The 16276-nt window shown below is 64.6% G+C and carries 14 protein-coding genes; 4 read left to right on the top strand and 10 right to left on the bottom strand.

What is annotated here, in order from left to right; all coding sequences use genetic code 11:
• Nucleotides 1-2: 2 nt before the first annotated feature.
• Together AC1D1F_RS23165 and AC1D1F_RS23160 are read right to left on the bottom strand one after the other, a co-directional pair.
• Nucleotides 3-1481, bottom strand: coding sequence for an HlyD family type I secretion periplasmic adaptor subunit (locus AC1D1F_RS23165; protein ID WP_477700853.1), 1479 nt, complete (start codon nt 1479-1481; stop codon nt 3-5).
• The gene (locus AC1D1F_RS23160; RefSeq protein WP_477696673.1) at nt 1478-3736 is read right to left on the bottom strand and encodes a peptidase domain-containing ABC transporter; all 2259 of its coding nucleotides are present in this window, start codon (nt 3734-3736) and stop codon (nt 1478-1480) included. Before AC1D1F_RS23160 ends, AC1D1F_RS23165 begins: the two co-directional genes overlap by 4 nt.
• A gap of 344 nt (nt 3737-4080) precedes the next feature.
• Between AC1D1F_RS23160 and AC1D1F_RS23155 the strand changes: the two genes are divergently transcribed.
• Together AC1D1F_RS23155 and AC1D1F_RS23150 are read left to right on the top strand one after the other, a co-directional pair.
• The gene (locus AC1D1F_RS23155) at nt 4081-4422 is read left to right on the top strand and encodes a hypothetical protein (RefSeq protein WP_477696674.1); all 342 of its coding nucleotides are present in this window, start codon (nt 4081-4083) and stop codon (nt 4420-4422) included.
• A gap of 37 nt (nt 4423-4459) precedes the next feature.
• A complete protein-coding gene (locus tag AC1D1F_RS23150) occupies nt 4460-4807 on the top strand; it encodes a DOPA 4,5-dioxygenase family protein (protein ID WP_477678921.1) in 348 nt (115 codons plus the stop codon).
• Between the two features lie 18 nt (nt 4808-4825).
• On the opposite strand, the gene AC1D1F_RS23145 is transcribed toward AC1D1F_RS23150, so the two are convergent.
• The 8 genes from AC1D1F_RS23145 to AC1D1F_RS23110 form a co-directional block, all read right to left on the bottom strand.
• Nucleotides 4826-5914 carry an acyltransferase family protein gene (locus AC1D1F_RS23145; protein ID WP_477678920.1) on the bottom strand — a complete coding sequence of 363 codons (1089 nt, stop codon included), beginning with the start codon at nt 5912-5914 and terminating at the stop codon, nt 4826-4828.
• Nucleotides 5915-5932: 18 nt separating this feature from the next.
• Complete coding sequence (locus tag AC1D1F_RS23140; RefSeq protein ID WP_477696675.1) at nt 5933-6895, bottom strand: NAD(P)H-dependent flavin oxidoreductase; 963 nt, start codon at nt 6893-6895, stop codon at nt 5933-5935.
• Between the two features lie 86 nt (nt 6896-6981).
• On the bottom strand, nt 6982-8772 hold the full coding sequence (locus tag AC1D1F_RS23135; protein WP_477696676.1) for an acyl-CoA dehydrogenase: 1791 nt from the start codon (nt 8770-8772) through the stop codon (nt 6982-6984).
• A 149-nt stretch (nt 8773-8921) separates the two neighbouring features.
• Nucleotides 8922-9863, bottom strand: coding sequence for an electron transfer flavoprotein subunit alpha/FixB family protein (locus AC1D1F_RS23130; RefSeq protein WP_477677919.1), 942 nt, complete (start codon nt 9861-9863; stop codon nt 8922-8924).
• Nucleotides 9864-9876: 13 nt separating this feature from the next.
• Nucleotides 9877-10626 (bottom strand): electron transfer flavoprotein subunit beta/FixA family protein, encoded by a 750-nt coding sequence (locus tag AC1D1F_RS23125; RefSeq protein ID WP_436155153.1) that lies wholly within the window; start codon nt 10624-10626, stop codon nt 9877-9879.
• 275 nt (nt 10627-10901) lie between these two features.
• Nucleotides 10902-12221 carry a mechanosensitive ion channel family protein gene (locus AC1D1F_RS23120; protein WP_477677917.1) on the bottom strand — a complete coding sequence of 440 codons (1320 nt, stop codon included), beginning with the start codon at nt 12219-12221 and terminating at the stop codon, nt 10902-10904.
• Nucleotides 12200-13006, bottom strand: coding sequence for an enoyl-CoA hydratase (locus tag AC1D1F_RS23115; protein WP_477696677.1), 807 nt, complete (start codon nt 13004-13006; stop codon nt 12200-12202). The genes AC1D1F_RS23120 and AC1D1F_RS23115 overlap by 22 nt, the downstream gene beginning before the upstream one ends.
• Before the next feature lie 12 nt (nt 13007-13018).
• Nucleotides 13019-13972, bottom strand: a complete 954-nt coding sequence (locus tag AC1D1F_RS23110) for a histone deacetylase family protein (RefSeq protein WP_477677915.1) — start codon at nt 13970-13972, stop codon at nt 13019-13021.
• Between the two features lie 51 nt (nt 13973-14023).
• Here AC1D1F_RS23110 and AC1D1F_RS23105 point away from each other — a divergent pair, with 51 nt between their 5' ends.
• Together AC1D1F_RS23105 and AC1D1F_RS23100 are read left to right on the top strand one after the other, a co-directional pair.
• A complete protein-coding gene (locus AC1D1F_RS23105) occupies nt 14024-14944 on the top strand; it encodes an AAA family ATPase (RefSeq protein WP_477677914.1) in 921 nt (306 codons plus the stop codon).
• Between the two features lie 54 nt (nt 14945-14998).
• The gene (locus AC1D1F_RS23100) at nt 14999-16018 is read left to right on the top strand and encodes a DUF58 domain-containing protein (protein WP_477677913.1); all 1020 of its coding nucleotides are present in this window, start codon (nt 14999-15001) and stop codon (nt 16016-16018) included.
• Nucleotides 16019-16276: the final 258 nt, after the last annotated feature.

Raw genomic sequence — 16276 nt, 5'->3', positions numbered from 1 at the left:
ATTCATCTCTCCCTCCCCGACTCCTGCACCGCCTTCTGCACAGGCGACAGCAAATACTCGAGCACCGTCCGCTTACCCTGGTTGATCTCGGCCACGACCTGCATGCCCGGGGTGATGACCAGTGCCCTGCCCTGCGGGTCTTTGAGCACTTGTTCGTCGAGCCTGACGCGCACCTTGTAGGTCGCCATGGCGGCTGCGGCCGCCGCAGCGGCATCGGCACTGCTTGAGCCGGTGCTGCCTGATGACGAGCCACTACCGCCCTGGTTGTTCTGCGTCGCATCAGCGCTGATGTGGATGACCTTGCCCATCAACATGCCGTATTTCTGAAACGGGTAGGCGGCGAGCTTCACTTGCGCGGACTGGCCCACTTGCACAAAACCCACGTCGTCGTTCTTGATGGAAACATCGGCAAACAGCTGCTCGCCCTGGGGCACTAAAGTCAGCACCACGGTGCCGGGCTGCACCACCGCGCCCACGGTGGTGGTGGCCAGGTCCTTGATGACACCGTCTTGCGGGGCGCGCAATTCCATCAGGCCTTCCTTGTAAATGCTTTTGTCGAGGGTGGGTTGCAGCTGTGCGGTTTTGGCGCGCACGTCGGCGAGCTCTTTTTGCAACTCGCTCTTGTAAGCGCTTTGCAGCTGGCTGATTTTTTTGGTCTGCGCGGCGATGGTGGCGCTGAAGGCCTGCACGGCGGATTGCTGGGCGTCGAGGTCCTTGCCTTTTTCAATCGCTTCGCGCTGTTTGTCGGCGGCGGCGAGGCTGCCCATAAAGCCTTCTTTCTCGAGCTTCTCGTAGGCGGCTGCGGTGCGCTGGTAGGTGGGCAAGGTTTGCTGCAGCTTGGCCAGCATTTCGGCCGCGCCTTTTTTCTCATGCTCGGCTTTGGTGAGCATGGATTTTTCCTGGTCCAGGCTGTCGAGGAAGGCTTTGCGGTGCGCGATGTACTGGCTCTGCACATGGGCGTAAGCCTGCGGGTCGTCGCCGGCTTTGGGAAGCATGGGCTGGTCGGCGAGTTCGGCTTCGAGGCGGCGCATCTGCAGTTGCTGGGTCGCCAGGTCGCTGCTGATGCCGGCCTTGTCGGCACTGGCCAGCGTGGTGTCGAGCCGCGCGAGCACCTGGCCGCGCTTGACGGTGTCGCCTTCGTTGACGAGCAACTCCTTGACGACGCCGGGCTCGGCGGGCTGCACGATCTTGACCAGGGTTTGCGGCACCAGCTTGCCTTCGGCGGTGGCGATGATGTCGAGCTTGCCGATGGCGGCCCAGATCAGCAGGATAAATACCAGGGCCGATACGGCCCACAGCACGATGCGGCCGAACTCGCTGGGCGCTTCGTTCTGGATCAGCCTGAGCGGGTCGTGCCACTGGCTGGGCGGGCGCAATTGAACGACCTTGGCGGAAGCTTGTGTGTTGGCCTGCGCGTCGGCGGCCGGCGCCTCTGCCTGCGGTGCACCGTCTTGCGGCGTGGTGGGGGGCACGGCGCTCATACCTCGCCCTCCGTCTTGGGCACGGTGCGCAACGCGGTGCCTCCGGTATGGTTGCCGTGGTTCATGGGCGTGACCTTGGCGGCGGGGCCTTGTGCGGGCGACATCAGCTGCGCGCCCGTGGCCGTGAGGCGGAACACCGCGTCTATCTTGAGGCCCTTGGGCAGGCCGTGGGTGATGAAGAGCATGGTGACCTTGCCCTTGAGGGAATTGATGGTTTGCGCGAAGTGTTCGGCCGTGGGGCCGTCGAGCGCGCTGGTGGCCTCGTCAAACACCAGGATGCTGGGGCGCTTGAGCAGCGCGCGCGCAATCGCGATGCGCTGCTTCTGCCCGCCCGAGAGGCCGGCGCCGCGCTCGCCGATCTCGGTCTGGTAGCCCTGGGGCTGGGCTTCGATGACGCTGTGGATCTCGGCCATCTTGCAGGCGGCGGTGATCTGCTCAAAGGTGGCGTTGGGGCTGGCCATCTGCAGGTTGTCGTAAATCGTGCCGCTGAACAGCATGGTCTCTTGCGGCACCACGCCGAAGTGGCTGCGCAACTCGTTGGCCGACAGGTAGCGTATGTCGATGCCGTCGATGAGGATGCGGCCAGCGCTGGGCTGGTAAAAGCCCTGCAGCAGTTTGGCCAGCGTGCTCTTGCCACAGCCCGAGGGGCCCATGATGCCTATCATCTGGCCGGGCTTGATGGCCAGCGAAAGGTTCTCGTACACCAGTGGCAGGTGCTCGGCGTATTTGAAGGCGATCTCGTGGATCTGGATTTCGCCCTTGCGCGCGGTGTCGCGCGCGGGGATCACCGAATAAGGCTCAATCGGCGCGTTCATCAAATCGCCGAGGCGCGCCACCGACAGGCTGGCCTGCTGGAACTGCTGCCACAGGCCGACCAGGCGCAGCATGGGCTGCGAGAGCCGGCCGGAAAACATCTGGAAGGCCACCAGCATGCCGATGGTGAACTCCTTGCTGTGCATGACGGTGTATGCGCCTATGCCCAGGATCAGCAGGCTCATGAGCTGCTCGAGCAGGTTGGAGGCGGTGTTGTAGCTGTTGGCCAGCTGCTTGGTGGCAAAGCCGGCCTGCAGGTAGCTGGCGAGGTAGCCGCTGTATTTGCTGTTGAGCTGGGGCTCCAGCTGCAGCGACTTGACGGTCTCCAGGCCGACCACGTATTCCGTCAGGAAAGCCTGGTTGCGCGCGCCCATCTGGAACTGCTCCTGCAGCCGCGCCTGGAACAAGGGCGCGACCACCAGGCTCAGGCCGACGATGACGGCCAGGATGGCCAGCACGATCAGCGTCAAGGTGACGCTGTAATAAAACATGATGGCGACGAAGATCAGCAGGAAGGGGAAATCCAGGATCAGTGTGACGGCCGCACTCGCGATGAACTCGCGAATGGTTTCCACGCCATGCAGGCGGGCCGCGATGACACCGGTGGGCCGATGCTGGAAATACAGCGGCGGCAACTTGAAGAGGCGCTCGAAGACCGAAGAGCCCAGTACCGCGTCGACGCGGTTGCCGGTGTGCAGCACCAGGTACTGGCGCAGCCACGACAGCGCCGCGGAGAAAGTCATGAACACCAGCATGCCGATGGCGATGACGATCAACGTGCTTTCGGTGCGGTGCACCACCACCTTGTCGATGATGGCCTGGGTGAACAGCGGCGTGGCCAGCGCGATGAGCTGGATGACCAGGGAGGCCAGCAGCACCTCCTGCCAGAGTTTTTTGTGTTTGAGCAGTTCTGGCACAAACCAGCTGAAGCCGAACTTGCGCGCCTGCCGCGCCTGGGCTTCGCTGTCGGGGTCGGCGGCTGGGTCGGCCTGCGGCGTGACACGGGTGATATGGCCGCTGTAACGCAGTGCGAATTCAGGCAGCTCCAGCGTGCGTGGGCTGGCGTCGCCGGCTTCGACCAGCAGCAGCTTGGTGGCGTCGGCTTGCAGGATCAGGGCCGGCACCGTCTGCCCGGCTGCTGCTTCCAGCCCCTCACTTTTTTCCCGGCCGGCTTCGGCTGTTTCACCCGTTTCAGCCGTTTCAAATGCCTTGGGCTGCAGCCAGGCAATCAGCGGAAAGGTTTCCTTGTGCAGCTTGTCGGCTTTGGCCTTGTGGTGGACGGCGTCAAAGCCATAGGCCTGCATCGCGTCCACCAGGGAGCGCGTCGTATAGGGCGCCGCCAGTTGCTGGCGTGCCAGCGCGTCCGAAAATGGCTTGCGATGCAGCGCGCAAATCCCCTGCAATGCCCAGAAAAAGGCATCCCCCGATATTTTCTTGTCCATCATCCCGAATCTACCCCGCTGGAGAGGCTTGCTTTATTTTGAACCATCTCGCGCCATCGTCCCTTGTCGATGCGCCGCCTGCAAAACCACCCGGTGATGTCAAAGACATGCCGCATGGCCCGAGCCAGTTTAGATTTAAAACAACCGCCGGCCCGGGCATTTTTTGGGGGTGTTGCTTTTGCGAAGCAATTTCTTTTTCGCGCGAACCATACCTGTTTTGATGGGCGCCGTATGTGAATCCATTTTTACTACTGGCCCCCTCCAAACAGAGGAGAAGCGATTTCGCCTGATGGATAAGCACGGGCCAGGCCGGCGTTGAAAAACAGCGCCCCAAGTTTCAAAATTTGCGCTGGAAAACCCTGATCACAACGCCGGCGTCACCAAACCGCAATAATGATGGGCTCGCTGGAGATTTCACCATGGCACATGTACTGGCAAAGCTCAAAGGGGCACCCCTCACCGCCGTCAAACAACAGCTTGAACACGATGCCGCGGAGCATGCGGAGCACGGCATGTACCTCGAGCACTTGTGGCAGAACGCGGAAAACCGGGACGAGGTGTTGTTCCTGTTTCAAGTCAAAGACCTGGACCATTGCCGGCAGCGCATGCGCCAAGTGCATGCCAAGGCCCTTGCCGAACACCCGGACGCACCCTTGCCCGAGATGACTTTTCTGGATGGTTTTTAAAGACCTGTGTTTTTATCCTTGAACACCTTTGACTGACATGACACAACGCCCGGCAAATATTCACAGCCGCTACCACGCCCACCTCTATTTCGGCCCCGACACCGTCGAACAGGCGCGCGCGCTGGCCACCCGGGCCGGTGAGCTGTTCCATGTCGGCGTGGGCCGCGTGCATGAGCGTGAGGTCGGGCCGCATCCGCGCTGGAGTTGCCAGCTGTCGTTTGACAGCGCGGAGTTCGAACGCATCATTCCCTGGCTGGAGAGCGAGCGCAAAGGCCTGGACGTGTTTGTGCATGGGCTCACGGGCGATGACCTGGCGGACCACACCACACACGCTTCGTGGCTGGGCGAGCCGGCGGAACTGAAGCTGGAAATGTTCAGGCGCTGAATTTTCGCGCCGGCCGTTTCAGCGGCTGAACAAACGCCGGAAGCGCCCGGGCGCGAGGAGCGCGGGCGCGGATTCCACCCAGCGGTACAGCGCCTGCCCCGCGAGCAATGACAGCGCGAACGCCAGCAGCATGCCCAGCACATTCGCGGCCAGTTGCGTGGGCCAGAAATGGCTGACGACCGCATTGGCCAGCAGGCAGACCGGGAAGTGGATCAGGAACACCGAATACGAGATGCGGCCCAAATGCAGCAGCGGGCGCTGCCGCAACCCGCGCAGCAGCCAGTGGCTTGGCGCAAGGCCCGCCAGCCACACCAGGCCGAAGGCGCTTGCCAGGGCCACCACGATCCTGCCCCTGAAATCCAGCGCCAGGGCCAGCGCGCCCAGCACCGCCATGGCGGCCAGCCAGTATCCGCGTTGCGCACCTGCCGCGCGCGAGGCCCAGAAGGCCAGCATGCCCAGCGCGTAGGCGCCGAAAAAATACAGGGCGGTGATGTCAAAAAGCGGGTTCCGGTTGAACACCCCCAATGAGAGCAGCGCGATCAACAGCACAGCCATGGCCCCCGCCGATACCCCCGATAACGCCGTGCTCATACGCAGCGGCCGCGCGGCGGCAAACACCAGCACGGCCATTGCATAGAGCTGCAAGTCCATCGCCACATACCAGACACCGGCCGACAGCGACTCCTGGCCCAGCACATCCTGCAGTAGCAAGCCATGGGCCAGCAACTGGAACAGCGTGGGCGCCGCTGGCACCGAGGGATGGTCGAACCAGGGCCTGAGCAGCGCGGCCACCAGCACGCTGACGGCGAGCGCGGCCAGGTAGGGTTTGACGAGCCGCGCATAGCGGCGAAAGATCAGGTGGCCTGGCGCCTCGAACACGGCGACGCCCTGCGGCGCGAGCGAGGCGGCGGCCAGGAAACCCGCCGCGACCAGGAAGAACTGCACCGCCATGCGTCCGTAGCCGTAAAGCCAGTCCATGAGGCCGGGCGCGGACGAATACACCACGTCCGACATGGGCCCGTAAAAAGCCAGGTGGTGCCAGACGATCAGCACGCAGGCCAGGCCTTTGAGGGCGTCAAGGCCCTGAAGGCGCTGGGGCGTGGTCATGGATTCGCGTGGCCAGGTTCAAGCGCAGACGCGCTGGCGCGCGTCAAGGTATTCGCGCTTGAGTTGCTCCACAAAGGCGGCGGCGCTTTGCACCTTGCTGACGGCGCCTATGCCCTGGCCGCAGCCCCAGATGTCTTTCCAGGCCTTGGACTTGCTGCCTTCACCGCCGCCGAAGTTCATGGTCTTGACGTCGCCCTCGGGCAGGTTCTCGGGGTCCATGCCGGCCGCGCGTATCGAGGGCGCGAGGTAGTTGCCGTGCACGCCCGTGAACAGGCTGCTGTAAACGATGTCGTCGGAATTGCCGTCGACGATGGCCTGCTTGTAGGCGTCGGTGGCGCGCGCTTCATCGGTGGCGATAAAGGCCGAGCCTATGTAGGCGAAGTCGGCGCCCATGGCCTGCGCGGCCAGCACCGCGCCGCCGGTGGAGATGGCACCCGACAGCGCCAGCGGGCCGTCGAACCACTGGCGGATTTCCTGGATCAGCGCGAAGGGGCTTTTGACGCCCGCATGGCCGCCCGCGCCGGCGGCCACGGCGACCAGGCCGTCGGCGCCTTTTTCAATCGCCTTGCGCGCGAACTTGTTGTTGATGATGTCGTGCAGCACCACACCGCCGTAGCTGTGCGCGGCGGCGTTGATGTCTTCGCGCGCGCCCAGGCTGGTGATGTAGATGGGCACCTTGTACTTCACGCACATTTCCATGTCGTGCTCCAGCCTGTCGTTGGACTTGTGCACGATCTGGTTGATGGCGAAAGGCGCGGCCGGCTTGCCGGGGTTGGCCTTGTTGTGGGCGGCCAGCGCCTCGGTGATCTCAGCCAGCCATTCGTCAAGCTGCGACGCCGGGCGCGCATTGAGCGCGGGCATGGCGCCGACCACACCGGCCTTGCACTGCGCGATGACCAGCTTGGGATTGCTGATGATGAAGAGCGGCGAGCCGATGATGGGCAGGGGCAGCTGGTTCAATGCGCCGGGCAGTCTGGACATGGTGGCTCCGAAGTTCAGGGATTCAGGAAAACACGCTGCCCACGCGGGGGCAGCTGGAGATGAAAAACCGTGCAGGCCGTGCCGCCTCAGAACGCTTCCAGCGCCAGCGCGGTCACGCTGTCGGCGCCTTCAACGATGCTGTCGCGCAGGCCGGGGGCTTTGGTCAGCAGGTGGTCGGCGTAAAAACGCGCGGTCGTGATCTTGGCCTGCATGAAGGCCACGTCCACGCCTTGCGCGATCTGCTCTTGCGCGACCAGCAGCGAACGCGCCATCTGCCAGCCAGCGACCACGTTACCCGCGAGCATGAGGTAAGGCACGCTGCCGGCGAACACAGCGTTGGGGCTGGCTTTGGTGTTGCCGGCGACAAAGTCGACCACGTCGATGAAAGCTTCACGCGCGGCCTTCAGGCGCTTGGCCACGGCCAGCGCATCGGCGCTGCCCTGCTTCACGAGTTCTTTTTCAGTGGCGGCTATCTGGCCGGCGATCGCCTTGGCGGTCTGGCCGCCATCGCGCGAGGTCTTGCGGCCTATCAGGTCGTTGGCCTGGATGGCGGTCGTGCCTTCGTAGATGGTCAGGATCTTCGCGTCGCGGTAGTACTGGGCCGCACCGGTCTCTTCGATGAAGCCCATGCCGCCGTGCACCTGTACGCCCAGCGACGTGACTTCCAGGCTCATCTCGGTGCTGTAGCCCTTGACCAGCGGCACCATGAATTCGTAAAACGCCTGGTTCTGCTTGCGCACCTCGGCATCGGGGTGGTGATGCGTTGCGTCGTAAGCCGCGGCGGCCACCGAGGCCATGGCGCGGCAGCCTTCGGTGTAGGCGCGCATGGTCATCAGCATGCGCTTGACGTCGGGGTGGTGGATGATGGGCGCGCTGGCCTTGATGGAGCCGTCGACGGGGCGGCTCTGCACGCGGTCTTTCGAAAACGCCACGGCCTTCTGGTAGGCACGCTCGGCAATCGCGATGCCCTGCATCCCGACGGCGTAGCGCGCCGAGTTCATCATGATGAACATGTATTCGAGGCCGCGGTTTTCTTCGCCGACGATGTAGCCGACGGCGCCACCGTTGTCGCCGTACTGCAGCACAGCGGTGGGCGAAGCCTTGATGCCCATCTTGTGTTCTATGCTCACGCAGTGCACGTCGTTGCGCGCGCCCAGTGCGCCGTCCTTGCCGACCATGAACTTGGGCACGACAAACAGGCTGATGCCCTTGACGCCTTCGGGCGCGCCCGTGACGCGGGCCAGCACCAGGTGCACGATGTTCTCGGCCATGTCGTGCTCACCATAGGTGATGAAGATCTTGGTGCCGAAAATCTTGTAGCTGCCGTCGGGTTGCGGCTCGGCACGGCTGCGCACCATGGCCAGGTCTGAGCCGGCCTGTGGCTCGGTCAGGTTCATGGTGCCGGTCCACTGGCCGCTCACGAGTTTTTCGAGGTAAACCGCCTTGAGCTCGTCGGAGCCGGCCGTCAGCAGCGCCTCGATGGCACCGTCGCTGAGCAGCGGGCACAGCGCGAAGCTCATGTTGGCCGAGTTGAGCATTTCGCCGCAGGCCGCGCCTATGGTCTTGGGCAGGCCCTGGCCGCCAAAATCGGCCGGGTGCTGCAGGCCTTGCCAGCCGCCTTCGACGTATTGTTTGAAGGCTTCCTTGAAGCCGGGCGTGGTGGTGACTTCGCCGGCCTGAAAGCTTGAGGGGTTGATGTCGCCCTCGCGGTTCAGCGGGGCCAGCACGCCTTCGTTGAACTTGGCGCACTCCTCGAGCACGGCTTGCGCGGTATCGAAGCCGGCTTCCTCGAAGCCCGGAATCTGCGCGATCTGTTCGATGTTGGCCAGGTGCTGGATGTCAAACAGCATGTCCTTGAGAGGGGCTTTGTACGTCATGTTCTTGTCTCCGAATTTCTCTTGCTCCTTCCCCCGCTGGGGGAAGCTTGGGATGGGGGCTTGCGGCCGTGGCAAAGTGCTCGCTCAACCGCCGCCGGTCCCCACCCCTGCCCTCCCCCAGTGGGGGAGGGAGTTAACTCACTAACAGGTCACAAAGCCGCGACCAGCTCGGGCACGGCCGTGAACAGGTCGGCCTCCAGGCCGTAATCGGCCACGCTGAAGATAGGCGCCTCAGGGTCTTTGTTGATCGCGACAATGACCTTGCTGTCCTTCATGCCGGCCAGGTGCTGGATCGCGCCGGAAATGCCGGCGGCGATGTAAAGCTGCGGCGCGACGATCTTGCCGGTCTGGCCCACTTGCCAGTCGTTGGGGGCGTAGCCCGCATCGACGGCGGCGCGCGAGGCGCCCAGCGCCGCGCCCAGCTTGTCGGCCAGCGGCGTCAGCACTTCGTTGAACTTCTCGCTGGAGCCCATGGCCCGGCCACCCGAGACGATGATCTTGGCGGCGGTCAGTTCAGGGCGGTCGCTCTTGGCGATCTCGGAACCCAGGAAAGTCGACTTGCCGCTGTCGGCCACGCCCGCAGGGGTCTCAATCGTCGCGGAGCCGCCTGTGGCAGCCGCGGCGTCAAAGCCGGTGGTGCGCACGGTGATGACTTTGGTCGCGTCCAGGCTTTGCACGATGGCAATCGCGTTGCCGGCATAGATGGGGCGCTCAAAGGTGTCGGCGGCATCAACCTTGGTGATGTCGGAGATCTGGCCCACGTCCAGCGTCGCGGCTACGCGGGGAGCGATGTTCTTGCCCGAGGCGGTGGCGGGAAACAGGATGTGCGAATAGGCGGAAGCGATGGCCAGCACCTGCGCGGCCATGTTCTCGGCCAGGCCGTGGGCGAAGTGCTCGCCTTCGACATGGATGACCTTGGCGACGCCGGCAATCGCGGCGGCGGCCTTGGCGGCGGCTTCGGCGCCCTTGCCGGCCACCAGCACGTGCACGTCGCCGCCGCACTGTGCGGCAGCCGTCACGGTGTTGAGGGTGGCGGGCTTGATGGAGTTGTTGTCGTGTTCTGCCACGACGAGTGATGCGAGTGCGGTCATTTCAATCAACTCCTTAGATAACTTTGGCTTCGTTCTTGAGCTTGTCCACCAGGGCGGCCACGTCGGCCACCTTGATGCCGGCGCTGCGCTTGGGCGGCTCGCTGACCTTCAGGGTCTTGATGCGCGGCTTGACGTCGACGCCGAGCTCTTCGGGCTTGATGTTGTCGAGCTGCTTCTTCTTGGCCTTCATGATGTTGGGCAGGGTGACGTAGCGCGGCTCATTGAGGCGCAGGTCGGTGGTGATGATGGCCGGCAGCGTGAGCGAGAGGGTTTCCAGGCCACCGTCGACTTCGCGCGTGACCTTGGCGGTGCCGCCTTCGACTTCGACCTTGGAGGCAAAAGTCGCCTGGGGCCAGCCCAGCAGCGCGGCCAGCATCTGGCCGGTCTGGTTGCAGTCGTCGTCGATGGCTTGCTTGCCGAGGATGACGAGCTGGGGTTGTTCTTTTTCGACCAGGGCCTTGAGCAGCTTGGCGACGGCCAGGGGCTGCAGTTCTTCGGCGGTCTCCACCAGGATGGCGCGGTCGGCGCCTATGGCCATGGCGGTGCGCAGGGTTTCCTGGCACTGCAGCACGCCGCAGCTGACGGCGATCACCTCGGTGACCACGCCTTTTTCCTTCAGGCGGGTGGCCTCTTCGACGGCGATCTCGTCAAACGGGTTCATGCTCATCTTGACGTTGGCGATGTCGACACCAGTGCCATCGGATTTGACGCGGACTTTCACGTTGTAGTCGACTACACGCTTGACGGGGACCAAGACCTTCATGACAGGGCTCCAGAGTTGTTGATGAGATGTATTGATTGACGTTGACGTAAACGTAAGCTTTGCATTCTATGCTGCGGCATGCCGGGTGCGGGCTGCGGGGCCGGCGGCCGGAAGGTAACCAGCACTGCCGGGCAGAAAAAGAACGGTCGTTCTATTTTTCATTATAGAGGGCGAAACAAGGGGAATTAGAGCATCCTGCCCAACCGTTGTCCTAAAGGTGTCTTTCAGGCGCCAATTGCCCCGCGGCTGGGCGCCCTCCAGGGGCCCGGGCCGGTTCAGGAGGGTTTGGCGGCGTCCCCGTCCGCCGTGACGCGGGTGTGCACCACGCGCTGCGGATAGGGAATGTCGATGTTGTGCGCGCGCAGGGCTTCCAGGATGGCCAGGTTGATGCGGGAGCGCAGGTTTTGCTGGCCGTTTTCCGGGTCGGCCATCCAGTAGTTGAGCGTGAACTCCAACCCGTCGGCGCCGAAGTTGGTCAGGTTGGTGCCGGGGGCCGGGTCGCGCAGCACGCGGTCCTGCCTGAGCGCGGCCTCGTTGAGCAGGCGCATCACGAGCTCCACATCGCTGTCATAGCCCACCGAAACCACGGTGGACTGCAGCACCTGCGGGTCGCTCAGCGACAGGTTTTCAACGCGGGTGCTGATGAACATCTCGTTGGGCACGATGGACTCGCGCCCCGAAGGTGCGCGCACCACGGTGTAGCGCGCGTTGATGTCGGTGATGCGGCCCTCGAAGGTGTCGACCCGGATGTTGTCGCCTATGCGCACGCTGCGCTCGGCCAGCATGACAAAGCCGCTGACGTAGTTGGCGGCCAGCTTCTGCAGGCCGAAACCCACGCCCACGCCTATCGCGCCGCCCAGCACCGACAAGGCTGTGAGGTCTATGCCTACCGAGGACAGCGCCAGCATCAGGCCCACAAACATCAGCACGGCGCGCACCGCGTTGCTGACGGCCTTGCGCAGGGACAGTTCGTTGCCAGTGGCCTTGCGCAGCAGGCGCGACTCGATGGCCGACGATATCCACAGCGTGATCAGCAGCACCACGCCGGCCGTCACCGCGCCTTCGAGCATGGTGCGCACCGAGAGGTTGCTGTTGCCTATCTTCCACTTGATGCCGTCGAGTTCTTCCAGCACCACGGGCAGCAGGCCGCTGACCCACAGCACCATGGCGATCCAGGCCAGCCAGGAGATGGTGCGCTCCAGCGCCCGCACCAGCGGTGCATCCTTGAAGGCCACCTGCAGCACCTTGACACCCAGGCGTATCGCGGCCAGCGAGACCAGCACGGGAATCGCCACCTTGAAGAGCGCCAGCGGAAACATGCGCTCCAGCAAAGCCTTGGCCGCGTAGGCCAGGAACAGCAGCAGCAGGGGGAAAAGCACACCGTCGATCACGCGCCGCCCGAACAGGATGGAGCTGTCGTCGACCGCCATGCGCGCGCGGCCCGCCACGCGCACCACCAGCCAGGCCAGCAAGGCGCAACCGATCAGCGCGGCCACCTCCGTGAGCGTCGTGGGCTGGGCCAGCGCGGCGAACCAGGCGTCCAGGTTGTCGATACGGGCGGGGGGACGGGTCGTCAGGGCGCCGGCGCTGGCCATTGGGGTTTCCTTTTTTCGATGAAGGCCTGTACGCCCTCCTGTGCAACGGCATGGGCCATGTTGCGGGCCATGGACTGGCCCGCGAGCTGGTAGGCGGCCTCGATACCGGTTTCACGTTGTTGGTAAAAAAGCGCCTTGCCCATGGCCAGCGCCTCGCGCGGTTTGGACAATAGCGACTGCAGCAATTTTTCGACTTCGCCGTCCAGCGCCTCCAGCGGCACGACGCGGTTGACCAGCCCACGCTGGCGCGCTTCATCGGCCGTGATGAAGCCGCCGGTCAACAGCATCTCCATGGCCTGCTTGGCCGGGATGTTGCGCACCAGCGGCACGCTGGGCGTGGCGCAGAACAGGCCCACGTCTATGCCGTTGACGCCGAAGCTGGCACTGCCGGCCGCCACGGCCAGGTCGCATTGCGCCACCAGCTGGCAACCGGCCGCGGTGGCCAGGCCTTGCACCCGCGCGATGACAGGCACCGGCAGCTTCTGGATGCTGAGCATCATGCGCGTGCACTGGGCAAACAGCTTCTGGTAATAGGCCAGTTCGGGCTGTGCGTGCATGTCTTTGAGGTTGTGGCCGGCGCAAAAGGCCTTGCCCTCGGCCGCGATGACCACCGCGCGCGCCGCGCCGTCGGCCGCGATCGCGTCGAGCGCGGCCTGCAGCGCGGCCAGCACGTCCTCGCTGAGGGTGTTGAAGCTGGCGGCGCGGTTCAGCACCAGGCGGTGCACGCCGCGCGCGTCCTGGCTATGCAGCACGGGTGCCGAAAGGTCAGCGGATGCGGCGCTCATGAAACAAACCTCCTACAGGTCGGCCAGCACGCGGATGTGGGCTTCCACGCTGCGTGCCAGCGCGTTCAGGTTGTAGCCGCCTTCCAGCGACGAAACAATCCGGCCCTGCGAGTGGCGTTTCGCGACGTCCTTGATGCGCTGGGTGATCCAGGCGTAGTCCTGCTCAACCAGGCCCATCTGGCCCAGGTCGTCGTCGCGGTGCGCGTCGAATCCGGCGCTGATAAAAATCATCTCGGGCTTGAATTCCTCCAGGCGCGGTATCCACATCATCTCGACCAGCTCGCGCACGTCCATGCCCTTGGTGTAGGCCGGCACGGGCAGGTTGAGCATGTTGCCGGCATGGCTCTCGGTGCCGCTGTAGGGGTAGAGCGGATGCTGGAAAAAACTCACCATCAGCACCCGCTCATCCCCGCTGAGGATGTCCTCGGTGCCATTGCCGTGGTGCACGTCGAAGTCGACAATCGCCACACGCTTGAGGCCGTGGCGCTCCAGCGCATAACGCGCGGCGACGGCGATGTTATTGAAAAAGCAGAAGCCCATGGCCTTGTTATGGCAGGCATGGTGGCCGGGCGGCCGCACGGCGCAGAAGGCGTTTTCGAGTTCGCCGGACAGCACGGCATCGGTGGCGGCCAGCGCGGCGCCGGCGGCGCGCAGGGCGGCGTTCCAGGTGTGCACGTTGAGGGCGGTGTCGGGGTCGATCTGGGCATAGGCCGGGCCGCCCGCCCGTATGTCATCGGCTAGGTGGTCGCTCAGGCCGCGCAGCGCGGCGACCATCATGCGATCGTGTGCGAGTTCGATGTCGCCCAGGGCCGCCTGCGGCGCCTCGCGGGCGTCCAGCGCGTCCTTGACGCCGATGGCCAGCAGCCAGTCGTCGATGGCATCGAGCCGCTCGGGGCATTCCGGGTGCCCGGCCCCCATTTCGTGCTTTCGGCAGTCGGGATGGCTGAAATAACCGGTCGCGTTCATCGGGAAACCATCGGGCAATGTTTTACGAAAATTTACGGTATGGTTGACGCCATGAATGTCACAGAAAAACTTCAAGCGCTCCTGAATCAGCTTAACACGGTCATCGTCGGCAAGCCGGCCCAGGTGCAGGATTGCGTGGCCTGCCTGCTGGCCGGCGGCCACCTGCTGATCGAGGATGTGCCGGGCGTCGGCAAGACCACGCTGGCCCATGCGCTGTCGCGCTCCTTCGGCCTGCAGTTTTCACGCGTGCAGTTCACCGCCGACCTGATGCCCAGCGACCTGTCGGGCGTGTCGATTTACGAGCGCCAGAAGGAGAGTTTTGTGTTCCACCCCGGGCCGGTGTTCGCCCAGGTGCTGCTGGCCGATGAAATCAACCGCGCCAGCCCCAAGACCCAGAGCGCCCTGCTCGAGGCCATGGAGGAAAAACAGGTCACCGTCGAAGGCGAAACCCGCCCCCTGCCCCTGCCCTTTTTTGTGATCGCCACGCAGAACCCGCACGACCAGCTCGGCACCTACGCCCTGCCCGAGTCGCAGCTGGACCGCTTCCACATGCGGATTTCGCTGGGTTACCCCGACCGCGCCGCCGAGCGCGAGCTGCTGCGCGGCGCCGACAGGCGCGAGATGGTCGAGCAACTGCCCGCGCTGCTGGCGCCGCACGACCTGCTGGAGCTGCAGCAGATGGTGGCCAAGGTCCACGCGTCCGAGCCGCTGCTCAACTACCTGCAAGACCTGGTGGCGGCCACCCGTTCGGGCCGCTGGTTTTTGCAGGGCCTGAGCCCGCGCGCCGGTATAGCCATCATGCGGGCCGCCAGGGCCCAGGCCTTTCTGAGCAAGCGCGATTACGTGGCGCCCGACGATATCGCCGCGGTGCTGCCCCAGACCGCCGCGCACCGGCTGATTCCCGTCAGTGACGCCGGGCGCGGCTCGGTGGAACAGGTGCGCGCCATGCTGGAAGCCGTGCCCCTGCCCTGAGCACCGCCCCCAAAAAAACACATCGTCCGCTTTTTCCGCCCCTTCCCTCTCCTTATGGCCGCGCTGGCATCCACCCTCAACCCCCTGGCCTTCGTGCGTGCCCGCTTCCAGGCCTGGTGGCAGAGCAAGCTGCCTTTCACCGACAGCGTGACGCTGACCCAGCGCAACGTTTACATCCTTCCCACCCGTCCGGGCTGGATGATGGGTGTCACCCTGCTGGTGCTGCTGGTGGCCGCCATCAATTACCAGCTGAGCCTGGGCTACCTGCTGACTTTTTTGCTGGCCGGCAGCGCGCTCATCGGCATGCATGTCTGCCACGGCACGCTGCGCGGCCTGTCCATGAACCTGGTCGCGCCGCACGCCCAGTATGTGGGCGCCACCGCCGCTTTCGAGGTCAAGCTGACCAACACCCGGCGTACAGTGCGCCACGGCATAGGCCTGAGCGTGCTCAACCCGCATGACGTAGACGCCGAAAAAGGCCGCGAGCGACACTGGGCCTGGACCGACGTGCCCGCGCAAGGCAGCAGCGTGGTGCAGGTGGCCTTCACGCCGCCGAAGCGCGGCCTGCACAGGCTGCCCACGCTGACCGCCGAAACCCGGTTCCCGCTGGGCACCTTCCGCGTCTGGACCGTCTGGCGGCCCGGCGCCCAGGTCCTGGTCTACCCCGCGCCCGAAGCCCACCCGCCGCCCCTGCCGCCCGGCGAACCCCGCTCAGGCGGCGCCGCGGCCGCCCTGCGCGCGCAAAGCAGCGGCGAATTCGACGGCGTGCGGGGTTACCGGCGCGGCGACCCGATGAAACTGGTGGTCTGGAAGAAGGCCGCGAAGGACGACGGCCAAGGAAGCGGGCTGGTGGTTCGCGACACGCAGCAGGCGCAGCGGCATGAGTTGTGGCTGGACTTTGCGCAGGCCGGTTCTGCCGGCGTTGAGCAGAAGCTTTCACGGCTGTGTGCCTGGGTGTTGTTGGCTGACAAGCTGTCGCTGGACTATGGATTGAGGTTGCCTTCTTTGGAGATCAAGCCTGCCAGTGGGGAGGCGCATAAAAGGCTTTGTCTGGAGGCGCTGGCCGTATGTTGAAGGGTTCTGTTTCCGTTCGACGGGCGGGTTCTCTTCTGAGTCCTGCTGGCCGGGGTCGCCCGGCGGCGACTCACTTTTCTTTGCTTCGCCAAAGAAAAGTAAGCAAAAGAAAGGCGACCCGCAGTCTGGGTCCCTACGCTTCGCTACGGGCAACCTGCGGTGCTCGAGCCAAGCGGGGTCTGGCTAAACTCGCCTTCGGCTCAAACAACGCCAGCCCTGATCCGCTTGTCTCTGCGCTCCTCGGCCCAGCCAGGACGG

The sequence above is a fragment of the Polaromonas sp. P1_H6 genome (assembly GCF_056405195.1).
This window is presented reverse-complemented; position numbering and strand designations above follow the sequence as displayed.

What these genes read in the sequence shown, in the direction of transcription:
- AC1D1F_RS23145 (WP_477678920.1), bottom strand. Translation starts at nt 5,914, where the DNA reads ATGACCACGCCCCAGCGCCTTCAGGGCCTTGACGCCCTCAAAGGCCTG.
- AC1D1F_RS23105 (WP_477677914.1), top strand. Translation starts at nt 14,024, where the DNA reads ATGAATGTCACAGAAAAACTTCAAGCGCTCCTGAATCAGCTTAACACG.
- AC1D1F_RS23125 (WP_436155153.1), bottom strand. Translation starts at nt 10,626, where the DNA reads ATGAAGGTCTTGGTCCCCGTCAAGCGTGTAGTCGACTACAACGTGAAA.
- AC1D1F_RS23115 (WP_477696677.1), bottom strand. Translation starts at nt 13,006, where the DNA reads ATGAGCGCCGCATCCGCTGACCTTTCGGCACCCGTGCTGCATAGCCAG.
- AC1D1F_RS23140 (WP_477696675.1), bottom strand. Translation starts at nt 6,895, where the DNA reads ATGTCCAGACTGCCCGGCGCATTGAACCAGCTGCCCCTGCCCATCATC.
- AC1D1F_RS23130 (WP_477677919.1), bottom strand. Translation starts at nt 9,863, where the DNA reads ATGACCGCACTCGCATCACTCGTCGTGGCAGAACACGACAACAACTCC.
- AC1D1F_RS23110 (WP_477677915.1), bottom strand. Translation starts at nt 13,972, where the DNA reads ATGAACGCGACCGGTTATTTCAGCCATCCCGACTGCCGAAAGCACGAA.
- AC1D1F_RS23120 (WP_477677917.1), bottom strand. Translation starts at nt 12,221, where the DNA reads ATGGCCAGCGCCGGCGCCCTGACGACCCGTCCCCCCGCCCGTATCGAC.
- AC1D1F_RS23100 (WP_477677913.1), top strand. Translation starts at nt 14,999, where the DNA reads ATGGCCGCGCTGGCATCCACCCTCAACCCCCTGGCCTTCGTGCGTGCC.
- AC1D1F_RS23160 (WP_477696673.1), bottom strand. Translation starts at nt 3,736, where the DNA reads ATGGACAAGAAAATATCGGGGGATGCCTTTTTCTGGGCATTGCAGGGG.
- AC1D1F_RS23135 (WP_477696676.1), bottom strand. Translation starts at nt 8,772, where the DNA reads ATGACGTACAAAGCCCCTCTCAAGGACATGCTGTTTGACATCCAGCAC.
- AC1D1F_RS23165 (WP_477700853.1), bottom strand. Translation starts at nt 1,481, where the DNA reads ATGAGCGCCGTGCCCCCCACCACGCCGCAAGACGGTGCACCGCAGGCA.
- AC1D1F_RS23150 (WP_477678921.1), top strand. Translation starts at nt 4,460, where the DNA reads ATGACACAACGCCCGGCAAATATTCACAGCCGCTACCACGCCCACCTC.